General features: G+C 47.6%; 19 protein-coding genes. 12 read left to right on the plus strand and 7 right to left on the minus strand.

What is annotated here, in order from left to right; all coding sequences use genetic code 11:
- Nucleotides 1-49 precede the first annotated feature (49 nt).
- On the plus strand, nt 50-1,420 hold the full coding sequence (locus tag H065_RS0103520; RefSeq protein WP_238557871.1) for an MFS transporter: 1,371 nt from the start codon (nt 50-52) through the stop codon (nt 1,418-1,420).
- A 117-nt stretch (nt 1,421-1,537) separates the two neighbouring features.
- On the opposite strand, the gene H065_RS0103525 is transcribed toward H065_RS0103520, so the two are convergent.
- The 4 genes from H065_RS0103525 to H065_RS26810 all read right to left on the minus strand — a co-directional run bounded on the left by H065_RS0103525 (nt 1,538) and on the right by H065_RS26810 (nt 4,368).
- Nucleotides 1,538-2,845, minus strand: coding sequence for a helix-turn-helix domain-containing protein (locus H065_RS0103525; RefSeq protein ID WP_017811637.1), 1,308 nt, complete (start codon nt 2,843-2,845; stop codon nt 1,538-1,540).
- Nucleotides 2,846-3,021: 176 nt separating this feature from the next.
- A complete protein-coding gene (locus H065_RS27795) occupies nt 3,022-3,168 on the minus strand; it encodes a hypothetical protein (protein ID WP_017811638.1) in 147 nt (48 codons plus the stop codon).
- A gap of 237 nt (nt 3,169-3,405) precedes the next feature.
- Nucleotides 3,406-3,582 carry a hypothetical protein gene (locus H065_RS27800; protein ID WP_017811639.1) on the minus strand — a complete coding sequence of 59 codons (177 nt, stop codon included), beginning with the start codon at nt 3,580-3,582 and terminating at the stop codon, nt 3,406-3,408.
- Between the two features lie 129 nt (nt 3,583-3,711).
- A complete protein-coding gene (locus H065_RS26810) occupies nt 3,712-4,368 on the minus strand; it encodes a hypothetical protein (protein WP_017811640.1) in 657 nt (218 codons plus the stop codon).
- Nucleotides 4,369-4,967: 599 nt separating this feature from the next.
- On the opposite strand from H065_RS26810, the gene H065_RS0103545 reads away from it, so the two are divergent.
- The 5 genes from H065_RS0103545 to H065_RS0103565 all read left to right on the plus strand — a co-directional run bounded on the left by H065_RS0103545 (nt 4,968) and on the right by H065_RS0103565 (nt 8,846).
- Nucleotides 4,968-5,705, plus strand: coding sequence for a response regulator transcription factor (locus H065_RS0103545; RefSeq protein ID WP_017811641.1), 738 nt, complete (start codon nt 4,968-4,970; stop codon nt 5,703-5,705).
- On the plus strand, nt 5,705-6,637 hold the full coding sequence (locus H065_RS0103550; RefSeq protein ID WP_026136020.1) for a sensor histidine kinase: 933 nt from the start codon (nt 5,705-5,707) through the stop codon (nt 6,635-6,637). Before H065_RS0103545 ends, H065_RS0103550 begins: the two co-directional genes overlap by 1 nt.
- 183 nt (nt 6,638-6,820) lie before the next feature.
- On the plus strand, nt 6,821-7,741 hold the full coding sequence (locus H065_RS0103555; protein WP_017811643.1) for an ABC transporter ATP-binding protein: 921 nt from the start codon (nt 6,821-6,823) through the stop codon (nt 7,739-7,741).
- Nucleotides 7,734-8,426 (plus strand): ABC transporter permease, encoded by a 693-nt coding sequence (locus tag H065_RS0103560; protein ID WP_017811644.1) that lies wholly within the window; start codon nt 7,734-7,736, stop codon nt 8,424-8,426. Before H065_RS0103555 ends, H065_RS0103560 begins: the two co-directional genes overlap by 8 nt.
- 30 nt (nt 8,427-8,456) lie before the next feature.
- The gene (locus H065_RS0103565; protein WP_017811645.1) at nt 8,457-8,846 is read left to right on the plus strand and encodes a hypothetical protein; all 390 of its coding nucleotides are present in this window, start codon (nt 8,457-8,459) and stop codon (nt 8,844-8,846) included.
- A gap of 118 nt (nt 8,847-8,964) precedes the next feature.
- On the opposite strand, the gene H065_RS0103570 is transcribed toward H065_RS0103565, so the two are convergent.
- The gene (locus H065_RS0103570; RefSeq protein WP_017811646.1) at nt 8,965-9,534 is read right to left on the minus strand and encodes a hypothetical protein; all 570 of its coding nucleotides are present in this window, start codon (nt 9,532-9,534) and stop codon (nt 8,965-8,967) included.
- A 747-nt stretch (nt 9,535-10,281) separates the two neighbouring features.
- On the opposite strand from H065_RS0103570, the gene H065_RS0103575 reads away from it, so the two are divergent.
- From H065_RS0103575 to H065_RS0103585, 3 genes are all read left to right on the plus strand, one after another.
- Nucleotides 10,282-10,869 carry a biliverdin-producing heme oxygenase gene (locus H065_RS0103575; protein ID WP_017811647.1) on the plus strand — a complete coding sequence of 196 codons (588 nt, stop codon included), beginning with the start codon at nt 10,282-10,284 and terminating at the stop codon, nt 10,867-10,869.
- 35 nt (nt 10,870-10,904) lie between these two features.
- Entirely contained in the window at nt 10,905-13,448 is a 2,544-nt protein-coding gene (locus H065_RS0103580; RefSeq protein WP_017811648.1) for a sensor domain-containing diguanylate cyclase, read from the plus strand.
- Nucleotides 13,449-13,930: 482 nt separating this feature from the next.
- On the plus strand, nt 13,931-14,932 hold the full coding sequence (locus H065_RS0103585; protein ID WP_017811649.1) for a cation diffusion facilitator family transporter: 1,002 nt from the start codon (nt 13,931-13,933) through the stop codon (nt 14,930-14,932).
- Nucleotides 14,933-14,996: 64 nt separating this feature from the next.
- Here the strand turns inward: H065_RS0103585 and H065_RS0103590 are convergent, their stop codons facing one another.
- Complete coding sequence (locus H065_RS0103590; protein ID WP_051058682.1) at nt 14,997-15,659, minus strand: C40 family peptidase; 663 nt, start codon at nt 15,657-15,659, stop codon at nt 14,997-14,999.
- A 228-nt stretch (nt 15,660-15,887) separates the two neighbouring features.
- Between H065_RS0103590 and H065_RS0103595 the strand changes: the two genes are divergently transcribed.
- Nucleotides 15,888-16,820: a dipeptidase gene (locus tag H065_RS0103595; RefSeq protein WP_017811651.1), complete on the plus strand. Its 933-nt coding sequence runs from the start codon at nt 15,888-15,890 to the stop codon at nt 16,818-16,820.
- A 227-nt stretch (nt 16,821-17,047) separates the two neighbouring features.
- Here H065_RS0103595 and H065_RS0103600 read toward each other — a convergent pair whose 3' ends face one another.
- Nucleotides 17,048-17,281 carry a hypothetical protein gene (locus tag H065_RS0103600; protein ID WP_017811652.1) on the minus strand — a complete coding sequence of 78 codons (234 nt, stop codon included), beginning with the start codon at nt 17,279-17,281 and terminating at the stop codon, nt 17,048-17,050.
- Nucleotides 17,282-17,638: 357 nt separating this feature from the next.
- Between H065_RS0103600 and H065_RS25135 the strand changes: the two genes are divergently transcribed.
- Both H065_RS25135 and H065_RS0103610 read left to right on the plus strand, forming a co-directional pair.
- Nucleotides 17,639-18,232 (plus strand): sigma-70 family RNA polymerase sigma factor, encoded by a 594-nt coding sequence (locus H065_RS25135; RefSeq protein ID WP_017811653.1) that lies wholly within the window; start codon nt 17,639-17,641, stop codon nt 18,230-18,232.
- Nucleotides 18,229-19,308, plus strand: coding sequence for a hypothetical protein (locus tag H065_RS0103610; protein ID WP_017811654.1), 1,080 nt, complete (start codon nt 18,229-18,231; stop codon nt 19,306-19,308). Before H065_RS25135 ends, H065_RS0103610 begins: the two co-directional genes overlap by 4 nt.
- The last annotated feature ends 51 nt before the right edge of the window (nt 19,309-19,359 follow it).

Consider the following 19,359-nt stretch of genomic DNA (forward strand, 5'->3'; position numbering starts at 1 on the left):
TCCCTCCCCATGCTATGATACATGCAAAATAGAGACAAAAAGGGGTCGGATGATGCGTACTATACAGCCACATCAGGTTATCGCGGATAGCCGGTTTAACAAATTTCATCTGTTGGTGTTTTTATGGTGTTTCTTTGCGATCGGGTTCGATGGATTTGATATTGCTACATATGGGATCGGGCTGCCGTTTATGATGGAGGATTACGGACTCACACCTGTTGAGGCAGGGGCGATTGGCAGTTATACGCTGGTCGGTATGATGCTGGGGGCTTTTGTACTGAGTGCATTATCTGACGTGATCGGGCGGAAAAAGGTGTTGGCGATCTGCATGCTGCTCTTCAGCATCTTCTCGTTACTCGCAGGTCTGGCGCCGAATGCGACGGTGTTTACGATTATGCGGTTTATCGCAGGGATCGGGATGGGCGGGCTGATGCCGGCTGTAATTTCCCTAATGACCGAGTATTCGCCCAAGAAGAATCGGGCGCTGACAGTAGCGATTATGTACTGCGGCTACTCGATCGGCAGCATTGGTGCGGCGCTCGTAGGCATGTATCTAATGGAGAATCTGGGTTGGCGGTTCCTGTACTGGCTCGGCATTATTCCACTGTTCGCACTGCCGCTGTTCTGGAAGCAGTTCCCGGAATCGCTCTCCTATTACATCGTGCGCAAGCAGGGCGCGCCGGTCGCGGCGATATTGAACAAGGTGAATCCGCAGGGGAACTACCAGGCGAGCGATGACTTTGAATATGCAGCGGTACAGCAGCGTGCCCAGGATATGCCAGTGAAGAAGCTGTTTGTACAGAGTCGCGCAGTGAGCACGTTCGCCTTTTGGCTCGCGGTGTTCAGCTGTCTGCTGATGATCTATGGTCTGAATACATGGCTGCCCAAGATTATGCAGGGTTCGGGTTACGGCATTACGTCCAGCCTGTCGTTCAGTCTGGTACTGGCGATCGGGCAGATCGGCGGATCGCTGCTGGGCGGGTATCTGGTGGAGCGTGTCGGCCATCGCAGGGTACTGGTCTCGCTGTTCTTGACTGGAGCGGTATGCTTTGTTCTACTGAGTATGACGTCGAATACGGCGCTGCTGTATGTGCTGATCGCACTCGGTGGTGCCTGCACAGTGGGTACGCAGAATCTGGTGAATCCATACATTTCCGAGTACTATCCAAGAGAGATCCGCGCGACAGGAGTTGGGGTGAGCGTCGGCGTCGGACGAATTGGAGCGATATTGGCACCTGTGTTGATCGGGCTACTGCTGGCGACGAATATGGCGCCGCAGAATGCCTTTATGTTCTTCGCGGTACCCTGTCTGCTCGGAGGGGTGGCGTTCCTGCTGGTACAAGAGAAGTATGGCAGCTTCGATAAGGTGAAGGCTACGCGCAGTGTACGGGCAAATCTGGCGGGAAATGAAGCAAGCTAGCCTGTTCTTATTAGTAGATGAGAACAATAAAGAGCCTATTCCAGCAGGAATAGGCTCTTTGGTTTGCATTGAGAAATTAATCTATTGAAATAGAGATTATTTAGAGAATTCAGATATTTATTTGCCTAAGGCTTCTGAACGATATTGTTCTAGCAGCTTCATCGACTCTTGAATAGCTTCTTTATTATCCAGTTGTACGGCACTTTTAAAACACTGCATTAATCGGTCTAATCCTTTTTTATAGTCCTTTTTCCGGAAACAATATAAAGCATATTCTCGGTTAAGATCATAGTATTTAAGCAAGACAAATTCGATTTTATAGTTTTCCATTTTATAAATAGAAATAGAATCAGATTCCAGATAGTCTCGGAAATCTTTTACAATATCATCTATATAATAGTCATTTTTATTGGAAGCCATAACAAGATTAACTAAACCACTCAGAATTTCATTTTCATGATTTTTAAGAAGATTGATATAGTCAGGTATAAATTCACGATGATCCAGCAGAATTTCCAATGCTAATAGATTTGCTTTTGCATAGAAGCTCAAAATATCCACTTCACGTTTTCCGTTTTCATCCAATTTAGGGAACCAGCTTAAATCTAAATACTTTTGAATATATAATCGAAATAGATCCCATTCTTCCTTAACTTCATAATAACAAGATTTGAGTAAGTATGCTTGTCCATAGTAGTAGACAAAATGACGATCAGTAATAAAATCTTCCTGTAGCCAAGCCTTTTCCTCATATACTCTATGAGTCAAATCCAGTAGCTCATTCATATACTTGAACGTTGTATCCATATCATTCCTTGCACGAAAGAAATGATACAAATGAAGTAGTCCATCCAGCAAAATATGATCTGGCAGCTTGTGCCGATGCGGGATAAACTGCATCGCTGCCTCTACATTCTTGCGTGGATTGGAACTGTGCATCTGGAACAGCCGATAGTAGCTGATCGCCAGCCGTTCCGACTGATTCGACCGCTCGCTCTCTACGACATATCCGTACAGCAGCGCAGCCGCTTCCTTTTGCTCATTCTGGTACAGCTCTTCGGCCGTCTCGAAAATAAGCGGAATTTGCTTGAGATCGTCTGCCGCATGCTCCAGGATTAACCGGATATCGTCCAGTCGTCCAATCTCGGCACAACGGATCAGCAGCATCTTGATTCTACGCCAGTGACCGCCTTCCTGAAAAGATTCTTCTATATATAACGGATAATAATGCCCTTCCGGCAATCCCATATAATGGGTTATCGCATCCAGCATGGTCACCGACAACATTTTGGGCGGATTGCCGTTGATGGCGGCGCTCAGAGAGCCTCTGTTGATTCCGGTCGCAGTAGATAGCTCACCCAGGTTGATCTGATGATCGGCGAGGAACTGCTGAATATGATGCTGGATGGTCTCTCTATAATTCACGTCTATTCCTCCCGCTAGCTTCTAGTGCGCCCCGGTCCCATGTCTAGCTTGGTATCCTGTAACGTCGATTGTTCCATTATATGATGACTATCCCGTCCGATAAAACCTCATTTTGGTTACAACTTTCCTCTGCAAACAGGCTCCTAACCATATGTCAGGAGCCTGCTATATCCAGCCTATTTGATTCGCTGCCGCAGTTGCATCTCCCGGACATCCAGTTCACGATGCCGGGTTCGGAAGTTCTGAATCGTACTGTAAAAGGCCAGCACCACAACTCCAACGACCAGCAGGGCCAGTACATAATAGAGAGCATCTATACTCACGGTCATCACATCCTTTGGCCAGTAGTGTATCGCTCTTACTCCTACCGTACTATATTACGCACCGAATTACCAATTGATTACCAGCCATATTCTATTGCTAGGCGATTCGCTCTTCCTGCTGATCGAACGGTAGATCCATAAGCAAAAACCTGCCCATAACCCGGCAGGTTCCTGTTGGATTAGCTTCATGCCCCGTATACAGCAAAGGCAAATCCATGGCTGGTCTTGGATCGTCTACTAGGAATGCGAACCGACTGCCGGTTCATTCGGCCGCTGATTCAATTGAAGCTCCAGCTGCTGCAATTCCAGTTCACGATTGCGAACTTTGTAGGTCTGTACTGTCGTATAAAAGGCGAGCACAATAACTCCGACAACCAGAAAAGCCAGACTGTACATAAGCACGGTGAGTCCCATAATAATCAACACTCCTTTCGTGATCACATGCAGGGAATCAGAATCACCTTTGTTTAGGCGTAAACTGCTTCTAGATTATAAAAGCATGTTTTGCAATGCAAAGCTGTTGATGCTGTACAGCTATATCTGTTATTTCACACATTCGAATTTGTAACCATTGGCACCTTCAGCTGCACCGCTGTTAGTGGTACCATTCAGCCCACTACTGTCACGGCTGTCGATCTTCGGTGTACCACCTTCATCATAACATCTGTTGATCAGCGTCATTTTCTGTTGATGATTGAAATACAAGGCAGTAAAGATGATTCCACCGGCAATAACGCCGATCGCAATAATACCAATCCAGATAATTGGAGCAATCTGTGGTGTAATCTCTCCCTTACCGGTCTCGGCTGTAGATACATCCACACCATAGGCACTCAGCAATTCCTTAGTCTCTGCCGGAGTCAGGCTATCCAGAAAGGTCGCATAACCTTTTATGTCCCGATCTGAGAAGGGATACAGCTGCTTAGCTTTGGTCTGATTAAGCATAATTTTACCAGTATGTGCACTGTATTCAAGCGACTCTGAGAGAGCAGCTTCTTTCTTTTCCAAATCCGGTATACTACCAAAAGCTTCCTGACGTTCCTGTTCACTCATCGCAGCGGCCGACTTAGCCCGATCCAGTGCCTGCTGATTAACTTCGTTCTTCTGTACTTCCGCATGAGCATAATTGGAGAACGCCGATGTGAATGCCAGGACCATAGCCAGAAACGGGATGAAATAACGGTTTACCTTTTTCGTCATGTGAGTCTCCTTTGTGTGTTTATTTGGAAAATACAGGTACTACGCTACTATATCTGTTAGCGAATAGCTACGTATCTGGGGAAATCGCAACCTCTGTCTCTGTATGGGGTTACATATGTCCGCCTATTCCATTGTAAAATTGTAGTCAGAAGGCTGTGCAGCCTAATCTTCCGTCAACAGGATAACTATGCAGGGTGCGAACGTTATTTCTATTTGCCCATCTGAATAAATAGCATTTTTTACAGTACTTTCTAGTGCTCTGACACTTCTGGCTCTTTTCTCCTGCTCATTTTGTACCGGATTCGACAATATTCCAGGTGTGATCAAGAGCCAAAGTTGCAGTCCTTCTCTCCTGGTACTACTTTGAATATCGGAGTGCTTATGTAGTCAGTTGTTCCTTCACCTGATATTTTGGTCTAATATAGTAGCGGTAAGTCAGCAGACTTCAGCCGGATCCAGAGGAGAAAACAGCGTATAGCTATTACATCGTCAATGTCCGGCTTGCCGGAATACTATATACTTTGTTCATATTTTCATTTTACCGTTATTTTGCATCTATTTACTTCGTCTACTCTATACCATCTATTCGGGAGGTTCTCATGAATCAACGTTTACTTTTAATCGAAGACGATCTCGCGATCAGCGATATGGTCTGTTCCTATTTAGCCAGAGAAGGTTATGACATCGATACCGTCTATGAAGGAGAACATGCAGCGGCAGCCTTTATGCAAAAGCCGTACGATCTGGTTCTGCTTGATCTGATGCTGCCGGGACTCGGTGGATTCGAAGTACTACAGCAGATCCGCAGTACCAGTCTCGTTCCTGTCCTCATCATGTCTGCCAAAAACAGTGATCTGGACAAAGCGCTTGGTCTTGGATTTGGGGCAGATGATTATATTGCCAAGCCCTTTTCGATGATTGAACTAACGGCACGGGTGAAGGCTGCGATCCGTCGAGCCAGTTATGCGCCACAGCAGCATCCGACAGCGGTATCCGATTCTCCTGATGCTGGTCTTCCTGCTGCCAGTTCGCTTATCTACTGGGCTAATCTGATCGTCGATCCGGATAACTATACGGTAACCAAGAACAATGAACCCATACAGCTGACAGCCAAGGAGTTCCAGATTCTCAAATTATTCGTGACTCATCCCAATCGGGTATTTACCAAATCCCAACTGTATGCCAGCGTATGGCAGGACGAGTATTACGGCGATGAGAATGTGATCAATGTACATATGCGCAGACTGCGGGAGAAGATCGAAGATGAACCTTCCAAGCCGCAGTATATCAAGACACTATGGGGCATCGGCTATAAGTTGGGAGAACCGGGATTATGATGATAGCCCTCCTGCTGCTGTTGATTCTCGTGCTGCTCATTGTCCTCTTCTCCCAGCAGAATCGTCTGCGGAGCCGCTCACGGGAAATGCGCTACGTGCATGACAAGCTGAATGCCATTCTCGACCAGCAGACACAGGAAAGGCTGCTGCTGGTCAGCTCGGACCCTCGTATCCGCGAACTGCTGATTGATCTGAACCGGCTGCTGGATGTGAATCACCGGGGTATCGTGGAGCGCGCACGACTGGAAAGTTCCATGCGCAATATGCTCGCCAATATGTCTCATGATCTCAAGACGCCGCTGACTGTTGTACTCGGCTGCAGTGAGATGCTGCAGCGCAGCGATCTGCCGGAAGGTGAACAGCAGCAGATTATTCAGTCTATCCACCGCAAGTCAGCGGAGACGATTGGACTAGTGAATGCTTTTTTCGATCTGGCCAAGCTGGAGTCGGGAGATGCAGCGCCGGATATGTCACGGATCGAACTTGGTGAACTTTGCCGGCGCAATATGCTCAGCTTCTATGATCTGCTGGACCATCAGGGAACTGAAGTCCATATTGAGCTGCCCGAAGAGAAGGTACATATTATGGGCAATACCGAAGCACTGGATCGCATCCTCAGCAATCTGATCTCCAACAGTATCCGCTATGGACTGGATGGTGCAGTACTGGGACTTCGCCTCTATACGGATGCCGAGTATGCTCATATCGAAGTCTGGGATCGCGGCAAAGGCATCGCCGAGAGTCATCAGGATCAGGTATTCGAACGGCTGTATACGCTGGAAGATTCCCGCAATCGTACCTATCAGGGCAGTGGTCTGGGGCTGACGATTACCAAGCGTCTGACCGAGCAGATGAACGGCCGGATTGCACTTACGAGCCAGCCGTATGTACGAACCACTTTTACGGTATCTTTTCGCAAAATGTCCTATTAAACTTTCTTATTCTTTAATCGTCCATGCAAGGTACGGCATATCCGAACATAGCATACGCAGCTGCAGCTTAAGAATTGAGTAAGAATCGATTAAGAAAAAAGCAAACTCCCCTCCGTACAATAAAGAGTATCAACATACAGCAAGCCGCAGCCATCATGGCTGTAAGAGAGAGGATGATAGATGATGGAGTATATTTTGCGGACGCAGCAGCTTACCAAAGCCTATAACGGGCATGAAGTCGTCAGGCAGGTAAATATGAATATACGCCCGGGAGAGATATACGGATTTCTCGGACCCAATGGAGCAGGCAAGACGACGGTGATGCGGATGATCATGAATCTGGTCAAACCTACCAGCGGCGAGGTTGAATTGTTCGGTCAGGCGATTACGGGACATTCTTACGAAATGTTCAAGCGGATGGGCAGCATTATCGAATATCCGGTCTTCTACGACAAATTATCTGCCCGGGAGAATCTGATGCTGCACGGTGAATATATGGGCTACTATGACCCGGTTGCTGCTAAGGAAGCGCTGGAACTGGTCAAGCTGGGTAACCTGGATAACAAGCCGGTCAAGCAGCTGTCCCTTGGAATGAAGCAGCGGCTCGGTATTGCCCGGGCGATCATGACCCGGCCGGAGCTGCTGATTCTGGATGAGCCAATTAACGGACTGGACCCTGCCGGAATTAGAGAGCTGCGTGAAATCTTCCGCATGCTCAGCCGCGAGTATGGCATGACTTTGCTGATCTCCAGTCATATTCTCGGAGAGATGGAACAGATCGCAGATACGATCGGTGTGATTCATCAGGGCCGGCTCGCTGAGGAAGTATCCATGGCAGCGATTCGCGACCAGCAGACTGCGTTCATCGAACTGGTCACTGCGGATACAACCCGGGCCGCTTATGTGCTGGAGAGCAAGCTGAATCTTGGTAATTTCAAAATTATCGAACCGAATACGATCCGTATCTACGACGGCGATATCACTACCCGGGAGATCGGTAAAATGATGGCACTGGAAGATATCGAACTCGACAGCCTGAACAAAAAGCAGCACTCCCTTGAAGACTACTTCCTGCAGCTGACCGGAGGTGAGCATATTGCTTAAATTAATGGCACTGGAATTCCGCAAGCACCGGGTTGTCGATGTGCTGTTCAAGGGTGTAGGTCTCGCTATGCTCATTATCATCACATTTGCCTGCCTGCTCGTATTTGTCGATCTGGAAGAAAGCGTAAGCTTTAATACGTATGCGGACATTTCCGATATGATACTGATTTTTACCAAATCGACCTTTTTGATCTTCTCGTCGGTTCTGCTGTGCCGGCTCGTTATTAATGAATACAAAAATGGTACGATCAATCAGCTGTTCACGTATCCGGTCTCCCGTAAAAAGCTGATGGCAGCCAAGCTCGCCATGGTGTTCCTGTTTACCTTTATAACCATTGTTATGACTTATGTGGTTACTGGTGCCATCGTGCTGGGAATCAACCATTATACAGGACGGATTCAGGAAGTACTGACCGGAGCCATGGTCATGCAGTATCTGCTGAATCTGGTTATTAACGCTTTTTGGTCGGCAGGGATGAGCCTGATTCCTCTATTCTTCGGAATGCGTCACAAGTCGGTTCCGGCGACCATTGTCTCTTCGGTATTTATTACGATTATTTTATCGAGCGATTTTGGTTCTTTTCAGTTGAGTGATTTTGCGATGGTATCTGTAGGATTTGCTGTAATTGGTGTGGGATTTGCCTATATGGCGATCCGCAATATCGAGAACAAGGATATTGTCTGAATCTATATTAATTAAAATGAGGTGAATATAATGTTGGAATGGCTGGATCTTCATTACAAAAAGCTGGTTGGTTTTCTCGTGCTGCTCATGCTGATCAATTTCGTTATGCTGAATGTGGGCTGGAATATGTGGGTCATACTGGTGTACGTACTGCTCACGGCTCTTCATCATCGCAAAGATATTCGCAGCTATCTGCAGTTCTCTTCCCGTCAGGAAAAGATAGCCGGGGTACTCGGATTCGTGGCGATCGTAGCGGTAGCTACCGTACTGATTATCTATGGTCTACGCTGGATTGCAGCTATGGAGATGTCTGTGGTGCTGCAGTATATCTGGATTATGATTGTCTGCTTTGGTCTGATGTCAGCATACTTTTATATGATGCGCTCGATCAAAAAGAAAACAAACAGCTCCAACTCTTGAATGAACGAATATGCCAACCAATAATACTCCTGCCAAAAAGCGCTGATACTGTCATCCTACAGTCAGCGCTTTTGGCATGCCTTCAGTCTTCAATACGGATTAATGGTTTTTCTACCGTTCAGCGGTTGAGATGACCGTGATACAGCCACTGCCCATTCTCGCCTTTCACATAATCAAATACCAATTCATACGACGGAGTCCCGTTATGGCTGACGACAGCAAAAGCCAGTTCAATATGCTGCGGGTCACGCGGGAAATAATAGCGGTATTCCAGATTGTCCAGACTGATATTTTTGAGAAAAGAACGCTCGTAGTCATCTACCGTAATCGTTTTTTGCTCTGCATCGACTTTTACATCCGGTGCAGAAACAGAAGTTATGTAAGCGGAATCATTCTTGTTCATGGCAGTGATCAGGTCAAAGGATAGGTTAATCGTCTCCTTGAGTGCCATTCGGGCATTCTCGTCATAATGAACTCCTGCGTTCTCCTCTACTGCCTGAGCGGCTTCCATGGTCTGAATGCTGACCGTATTGGTATCCGCCTCGCCTGTTGTAATCGGGCTGGAAGAGGCAGATGCAGGATTTGATGGCGTTCCACTCGCAAGAGGATGATTGCTCCCTGCCCCGGAGCATCCGGACAATAACAGGGTAAACACTGCAGGCAGTACTACAAATTTAAACGCTTTCATATGTATGTCCTCCTTGTGTTGCGGCTATAAGAGAGCCGATGTATTTCTACACAGTCCCAACGTGGCGGCTTGAAGCGGTATAGTACCATATTACCCGAAATGGACAGCTTTTGAATACCATCTTCGCTGCCAGATCATGTTATTAACGCCCCGTTATATAACCGTCAGTTCCCCATATTCCCGCCTTCTACTCCCGGCCGCATGTTATTCACAAGTCATCTATCTGGTTAATTGTGTCTATGCTGCTCTGCCTTCTGGTCAGCTGGCAGCCTACGGTTGCTCGGTCGGCATCTGATAGATTACATCATGGTAATATCCGCTGTTCTTCCGGAGCTAACTGAATTACTTGTACAAACTATATTTAAATTAGTAACTATTCTTGCCCAGTTCAACATGGTAAAATAGTCAGGCACGGTTTATGCAATTGTGCTGAAGTAGAGATCGCTTTTACGGTCTGTCTTTTGAATTCATGTGGTTAACACATTAAGTTACTCGCAAGTATTGATACTATGATTTATCCTGCGCCTGTCTGTTTTTACTCGTTTCTATTCGAAATCCATGATTCCTTACCACTCTCCGGCATGATGATACACCGAGAAGATGCAGCCTGCTCTGTATCCTCGTTCTTTACCGGCTATGTTCTTAGACAGCCGGCTGCTTGTTTCTATGCTGAGATACCGGTGAGGACATGGTTTTTTTTGTTATACAGCATATAAACCATTTTAATTCAGATAAGGTGCGATGAAGATGACTACAAATGTACTGGAACAATTACGACAGGATACGGCGGATGCTCATCAGCAGATTGAGAATAATGCCTATGCCCGGTCCATGATGGACAAAAGCATGACCCTGCCGGGATATGTTTCTTATTTAAAACTGTTTTACGGATTCCTGAAGCCGCTGGAGCAGCAGGCGGTACAGTCAGGATTGCCGGAACAGCTGGGCTTTGATATGACGATCCGCGGCAAAGCCGCTTTGCTAGAACAGGATCTGCTGCATCTGGGACTTACTCGTGAGCAGCTGCAGCAGCTGCCCCTCTGTACGCAGCTGCCGGATATTTCTACACCGGCGCGGATGATTGGCTGCTTTTATGTTATTGAAGGCTCCACACTGGGTGGACAGATTATCACCAAGCAGCTGATGAAATTCCTGCCGGTAGAACCGGGCGCAGGGATCTCTTATTTTAATGGATATGGTCAGGACACCCGCGAACAATGGATGGGATTCCGTCAAATGGTACTCGAAGCCGGTGCATCGGAGCAGGACAGTCAGGAAATTGTTCATTCCGCAAGAGAGACTTTCGGGCTGCTGGATCAATGGCTGAGCGCATAATTTAAATACTACCCAAGAACGGAGGCCTGTCCATTATGTCTGATGCTCAAAATAAGGAAAATCAACCGCTAAACCGCTCACTATTAAAGGATGGCGGATATGTTACCCAGGAACCGATCGATCTGACGAATTGTGACCGTGAACCCATTCATATTCCAGGGCGCATTCAGCCTCACGGGGTACTGCTCGCTGTCACGAAGGATAGCGAACACCAGATTGTACAATGCAGTGCCAACTCCGGTGAGCTGCTGGGGCGTCCAGTCGATGAACTGCTCGGTCAGCCGCTGGAAGCCATTATTGGTGAAGAGCAGCTGTTCACACTGCTCAAAGGCGATCTTAGAGCAGAAGCAACATCGGATCTTCAATATACCGAAGTCGCTATTGAAGTTGGTGAAGAGATCGTTGATTTCTTTGTTGTACTGCATGAGAGTGAAGGACTGATCATTCTGGAGCTGGAGATTTCCTCCAAGGAAGATGATCGGATCTTTAATGAATTTGAATGGATTCGCAGCTTTTTCAATCTGGTTAAGCAGACCAGCAGCCGTGCCGAGGCCAGTCGGGCTGCTGCCGAACAGATTCAGGATATGCTTGGTTATGACCGAGTCATGATTTACGAATTCGATCAACAGTGGAATGGTAAAGTCATCGCCGAAGCCAAAACGGATGATCTGGAGCCGTTTCTGGGTCACCATTATCCGGCATCCGATATTCCCAAGCAGGCACGGGCGCTGTATCTGCGCAACTGGCTGCGGGTAATTGTGGATGTGAACTATGAGCCGGTAGATGTACTGCCGGCGGTACAGCCGCTGACCGGCAAACCGCTGAATCTCAGCCTGTCCGTGCTGCGCAGTGTATCTCCGCTGCATATCGAGTATCTTCATAATATGGGCGTAGGCGCAACACTGACTATTTCCCTGATCCATGACAATCAGCTGTGGGGACTGATTACCTGTCACCACTATTCACCTAAATATATTTCCCATCGTCTGCGCAATCTGTGCAACTTCCTTGGTTCGTTCTTCTCCAGTGAGCTCTACCAGCGCCAGCAGCTGGACAGCTACGAAGGCGAATTGCAGCTGCGCAAACAGGCACTGCGTATCTCCAGCATCTTCACCGGGGCTACCAATGCCGTACGTGTCGCTGAACAGCTGCAGGATGAAGAGGAAACGTTGCTCGACCTCATGAGCGCTTCGGGTGCTGCAGTCAGCTACCAGGATAAGCTGCTGCTGTATGGTGTTACACCAAGCCCGGGCCAGATACGTGAACTGGCCGGTTGGCTGGGCAGCCGTTCCCGGGATTACGCTTATGCGACTTCCCGTCTGAGTCTTGAATATGAATCGGCCAAAACCTACAAGGACAAAGCTTCCGGTGCGTTATACCTGGCCATTTCACCTGGTCAGCAAAACTACATTATCTGGTTCCGCCCGGAAGTGGTACAAGTTGTCGACTGGGCAGGCGATCCAGCCAAAGCGGTAATTCAGGAAGACGATGGCGTTCGCCTGTCGCCGCGCAAATCGTTTGAGAAATGGAGACAGGTTGTACAGTCTACTTCTCTGCCTTGGCAGAACAAGGAACTGAATATTCTCCCGGAACTCAAGTCCATTGTGCACCAGCAGACCGAGAACCAATTGCGCCAGATCGAAGATCAGGCTCTCCAGGATGCCCGTACGCTGCGCCGTAATGAACAGCGGTATATGCAGCTGATGGAAATGTCGCCGGTCGCCTTCTTTACCCTAACGAATCGGCATATTATTTATTCCAATAACCAGGCAGCCGAGCTGCTCGGAGTTGGGCAATCCAGCGAACTGGTCGGGCGCGACTTCCTGCAGTTTGTTCAGGATAATTTCAAATCGGATATGATCAGTTATCTGGATCAGTTGGAGCAGAATCTGATCCATATGATCTCCAATAATTCCTGCTTCCAGAACGTAGAAGGTGAATCGATCAAGCTGGAACTTACTCTGGCTTCGATCAGCTATGGCAGCAAGCCATCTGTCATGATCATCGCACGCGAAGCCCAGCAGGAAGCCGGACTTACCGAAGCCTACACCGTCATGAGTGATCAGCTGCAGAGCTATATGGCTACCGATCCGCTGACCGATATGCCCAACCGTATTGCCTTTGAAAAGAAAATGCTGGATGACTGGTATACCGCTATCCAGCAAAATCAGCAGGTATCCCTGCTGCTGATCGACATCGACGATCTGCGTGAATATAATGCGATCCACGGATTGAATGGTGGCGATCTCTGCGTTCAATGGGTCGGCGATGTACTGAATGTAGTCAGTTCTAAATATAGCGCCGATATTGCCCGCTTCAGTGGCGGCACCTTTATGATGAAAATCCAGGGTTGTGCCGAAGAGCAGGTCTTCGAACTCGCTGACGAAATCCGCAGTAATGTACTTGCTCTGCAAATTCCGACAGATATGTCCAACTCAGGCGAATACATCACTGTCAGCGTCGGCGGAATCATCCTTACTCCAGACCCGCTGATGCATCCAACCGATCTGATCCTGCGTGCTGAAGAAGCGCTTATGCAGGCGAAGAATATGGGCAAAAATCAGGTTTCCTTTCTTTAATTTATTCAGCTGACCAGAAAGTGGTTCTGACAGCAGCATATTCACCCTCTATCCGTTTGTGGATAGAGGGTATTTTATTATGTCATGTGCTAGATGACTGTATGTGCCTGAGCATATGATTGTGGACGAAATACTCCTGCTATGCAGGTAGCGGTTGTCGGGATCTCCATTCTTAACCGGAGGGAATGGTAGAATTTCTTTCCGAAGCGGTTTCTCACCAAATCATTCACCAAAAATGCCGACTCCTCAATATTTTTTCAGAACCTTCCAGTATATCGCCAAAACAAATTGTTATCCGCATACCAAGCCGCTTCAAAATTGCTAATTTTATGACAGTTATGACTCAATACATATGTTATTTGTAGAACATAACCTCCCTCCTCCACATCTCGTTTCATTTGGAGAAAGGTTTAGCTTTGGATATAATCGGTTAGATTCGTCCTATACTCATACATAATTCATTGACGGCAAGGAGGGCTATTGTGGCTCAGGTAACAGAGAAAGAAACTATCGGTTCACTTATCAAAAAAGGCAACAAATCGTCAGCGATCGCCATGATCGGCAATGCCATTATCGCCCTGTTCAAAGGCGGGGCTTTTCTATTCAGCGGCAGCGGCGCCATGTTCGCTTCGGCGATGCATTCTCTGGCAGATGCGGTAAACCAGGGGTTTGTATTTGTCGGCAGTATTCTTTCGGAGAAGAAACCGACTCCGCGGTTCCCAACCGGATTTGGTCGGGTAATTAATATCTTCTGTATGATCGCGGTGATCGTGGTCACGATTATGGCTTATGAGACGATTCATGAAGGCATTCATCTGCTTCAGCATCCGGCTACTTCATCAGGCGGTGCGTGGCTGAATATTGTGGTGCTAATCATCAATATTCTCGTCGATGGCATGATTCTGATCAAAGCCATGAAAGAGATTATTCATGAATCACGTGCTCCCGAAGCGCATGGATTCGGCATTGTCAGCAGTGCATTCCGTAATGTAGGTCGTGCTGCACCGCCGACACGTCTTGTATTCTATGAAGATATTGTCGCTGTGCTGGGTGCTCTGCTGGCACTGATCTCGGTCGTTGTGATCTCACTGACCAACTTTGCACTACTGGATGGTGTCGTAACCCTGCTGATCGGCTGTCTGATGATTGCAGTCGCTTTCCGGGTTGGTTATGACAATATGATCGGTCTGATCGGAGTTGCGGCTCCACAGGATGTAGCAGATAAAGTAACGGCTACCATCTTCGCAGACAGCCATGTAGCGGATATCCAGTCGCTGCGCATTATCCAGGAAGGACGCTATTATCATGTGGATGGCGTTATCGAACTGATCAAAGGTCTGACACTGGCCGATGCGGATGATATCAAGCTGCGGGTACAACAGTCACTGCTGGTGAATCCGGATATCGCGGATGCAGCACTCAGTATTATTGAAGATGATAGTATACAGAGCTGGAAAGCAGGCAAGACCGAGACTGAAACTTAATAAACAGACTATACTCGTAATCAAAATAAGCTGCAGTGTCTATTAGAGACGCTGCAGCTTATTTTTACGGGTTGGCAGGTGCTTCGCGGTAGTAGCTGGCGATCATGTCCAGCTCCTTCGACTTCACGATACGGAAGGGATAAATGTAACCCTGCCGCGTCTTTGTTCTTCCTTTGGCCCAGATATCGATCCCGCTGGTGAACAGGTACGCCTGATAAATGAACTTGGAGCAATAATTGTGCTGAACATTATCCAGACCGGTATGGAGCCGGTAAGCTGTCACCTGCCGATAATGCTCCTGCGCCCAGCGGGCCGCCTGCTCTCCTGCCTCTGGCTGTCTGGAGCGGAATACGACGAACCGGTCACCTACATAGAAGCGCTTGATATACCATTCTACCGTGTCCGAGAATACCGGGCCAAACGGATGCACATGATATACACGTCCATCCAGTCCAAGTATGCCCATATGTCCGGCGTAATAGGTCGATTCAGAGCTGGGGGTGTAAATAATATCGCCTGGCAGTAGCGGTGTCTCTCGGATACGGGAGACCGGAAGATCGTGCTGCTGACGCCGAACAGCAGCGCGGCGGCGCGGCACCTCTACCAATGTACGATGCAATACTCCGCCTACAGCCAGGTAGATTTCTGCCCACTTGATCCGGTTATCATGATCTTTATCAAACAATCGTCGTCCCAGGGATTGTATAGGTTGATACCATTTTCTCATGCTGCACCTCGAATGTATGGATACAGGATAACGGGATAGGCAAACCAACCGTACGGCTTCAACTATCGCAGTCATCCCTGCCTTTCTTTTTTTGAAATTCACTTTGGTGGAATCTTTGCTGGCTCTCTCTTCTTATACCCGGCTATGCGGCTCCCTTTACCATCTCGTCTTTATATGTTGTAATTAGAAACAATATATTCCAAATAATAGTTAGGGAGGCTGGGCAGCATGCATGTTATCGATCTTCATTGTGATGCATTATATAAGATATGGGAATCCGGTGGCAAGCTTCACTATACAGATGCACCAGAATTGGAGACCAATCGTAATCGTCTACTAGAGGGACAGGTACGTCTGCAGGGATATGCCGTATTCGTAGATCCTGAGCTGCCGGATCCGCTAAAGTTCCAGTCCTGTCTGGATCAGATCCATTATTTCTATGCCGAAGTACTGGAAAAGCATCCGGAAATCGTACATATCACCGACTGGAGCCAGATTTCCAGATTACAGCCTGGTCAGATCGGTGCATTACTAACACTCGAAGGTGTCGATCCGATCGGTAATGATCTGCACAAAATGCATCTGCTCTACCGGCTCGGCGTGTGTTCGGTAGGACTCACCTGGAATTATGCCAATCTGGCAGCAGATGGCGCACTGGAACCACGTGGAGCGGGACTGACGACTTTTGGCAGGGAACTGGTCACCATGTACAACAAATATAATATGCTAACCGATGTGAGTCATCTGTGCGAGCGTGCTTTCTGGGATGTTATCGAAATCGCCGATCACCCTATCGCCAGTCACTCCAATGCACGCGCCCTGCTCGATCATCCACGCAATCTGACCGATGAACAGGCGCTGGCTATGTTTGGTCGGCAGGCAATGGTGCATGTCGTGTACTGTCCCTACTTTGTACAGGATACCGAGATTGTCACTATTTCGCAGCTGATTACACATATCGATCATTTCTGTGCACTGGGCGGGGTACAGCATATCGGTCTGGGTTCGGATTTTGACGGGATCTACACACATATTCAGGGACTGGAGCATGCAGGTCAGACGCAGCGCTTGATTGATGAGCTGCTCAAACATTATACGGAAGAACAGGTGCGAGGGTTCGCCCACGAGAACTTTATCAGACATTTGCCCATGTCTGTCTAGCAGGAATGCCTTTGGGCAGGTGCGTACTGTCCGATAGACAGGGAAAACAGATACGATGATATAGACAGAAGATGCCAAAGAAAGCCTGATCGGTCAGTACTTCTGACGATCAGGCTTTCTTTGGTACAAGCTCGAAATAAGCTTTACTTTAATTTACTTGTGATGTTGGTACACCTACTGTCTGCGCAGCTCGTTCATTCTTGATGATTTATAGTCATTACAGGCAGTTACATAAACGCACGAATAAAATAAAACACCGGAATCGCTACAACGTAAAAGGCAGCCCGCTGAATTCGCTGTTCGCGTGGAATGGTGAGCAGGCTAATAACAACCCCCGCAGCCAGCAGTACGACACCTGTCATCACCGCCATCCGGGTCTGGAAAATAATGTAGACTGCCAGAGCAGCGAGAATAAGCAGCGAACCTACCCATTTGTTAACGCTTGCATTCATTGTGTTCATTGAATACACCTCAAGTCAAAAGGATTAGGGATCAAGGCGGTCCACTGCGTTCCCGGAGTGTCTCACCGAAAGCAGAAAGTAGTCAGGCAACCTGCCAAATAAGTGGATAAAATCCTGTATTGTGTAAAAGGAGATCAGCGTAATGTAAAACGAGGATGTTTCTATTATGTATTTCAACCAAAATCGCAGGTTTCTATCAAACAATATACATATTTAGCAAAAAAATATATAAATAGCCCCGGCTGGAGTAGATCTATCTGTTTTATGACAGGCTAAAATATTATTTTTCTCCAAAACCGAACCTTTTTCGCATAGCGGACCAATATAGAGTATACATATCAGGAGGTGAGCACGACGATGAATGAGCTGGAATTGCAGGATTGCCTGCATCAGATGGAACAGGGAGACCGTGACGCATTTCGTACATTTTATGCGACATACAAAGATTACATTTACCGAACCGTGCTGCTGCTGGTGAATCGGCGCGAAGATGCTGCTGACGTAGTAAGTGAAGTATACATGGCCCTTTTCCGGTCGCTGCAGAACTATAATACAGACAAACCTTTTCAAAAGTGGTTGAATGGTCTGATCGTCGCCCAGACCTCCAACTGGAATCGCAAATTGTGGCGCCGCTTCCGGCTCCATTTGCGAACAACTGCCTCCCGTGAGGATGAACCTATAACACAAAGCGGTGCAGAGACAACCGTGATCCGGCAGGAGAGCGAACATGAGCTGCTAAGCCTGGTTCAAGAGCTGCCCTCCAAACTGAGAAGTGTTGTGATTATGCGTTACTATCAAGAGTATTCTTTCCAGGAAGTTGCGGATGTGCTGGATATCCCGCTCGGTACAGCCAAATCCAGACACCATCAAGCTATAGCCAGATTGCGCAAAGATCCTGACAAACTGAAACAGTTGACCCGATACTATACGGAGAGAGGGGAATCCCTATGAATAAGGAACAGCAGAATACACGGCTGGAGCAGCATTTGCAGACGGTTCTGTCCGGCAATGTGCATACGATAACTGCTCCACCGGAAATGGATGCAGGAATTGAGCAGCTGTTTGATCAGTACGCCGCCAAGCGGCAAAAGCAGACCCGCTACCGCAAATATACCTCTGCAGCCAAAGTTCGCAAACCACGCGGACGGTATTACCAATGGCAGATGGCTGTACTGCTAGTTCTTGGCATCACTGTGCTGGGCGGTGGCACCTATGCAGCGAACATGGCTTATTCCATCACAACCGGAAATTCTATTATTTCTTACAAGATCGATAACTTGGAACCCATTACGCCAGAACAGACTAACGATATTCGAAAGATTGTTAGTGAAGTGCGCTCCCAGCTGGCTCCCGGGCAATCGGCTTATGTGCACAGCAGCAAATTTAACGCCATGGCTTATATGGGGTCGACGGTTATCGTTAATCAGCCGCATAAATTCTCGGAAATTGACAGCTGGTACCCAGCCATACAACCTATCACAGGGCCGGTGGCTACACCGAGCTATGTACCGGAGGGATACAAGTTCGCTTATGGTCTGGATGAGTACTATATAAGCGGTGCCCATGTGAATGACAAGAAAAAGCAGGTACATCTGATCACGAATCTGCTGGAAAACAAGGCAGCTCATCCGCTGCGAGATTATGCCTGGACACCAGTACCTCCGGAAGATGATACAGATCGTTCTTTACAAGTACCTATGCTGATTTATAGTTCACCATCAGGTAAAACTATTCAGCTCTCTTACTTTTCCATGATTCATTCTGACAGTAATAATATATCTTTTGAGAACTCCAAAGATTCCAGTCTGTCCATAGTACATTCCAGCAAAGGCAAAATGTTCTACAGTACAACGCCGAATCAATCTCTGGAATTCTCTGCCAACCCGGAACCGGGACTTGCCCAATATTTGAACTGGGCATCCCAGCCGGATGATCAAGGCAAGGTGCATACGACATTCAACCTGACGACAGATGACCCGTCCCTATCGAAGGAAGAACTGATCAAAATGGCGGAAGGTCTGAAATAATCCATGTAAAAGAAAAACCAAGTTCACAGTTTGCGGATACTGTGGACTTGG

The organism is Paenibacillus shenyangensis, from assembly GCF_000346635.1.
GTDB classification, from domain to species: Bacteria; Bacillota; Bacilli; order Paenibacillales; family Paenibacillaceae; genus Saccharibacillus; species Saccharibacillus dauci.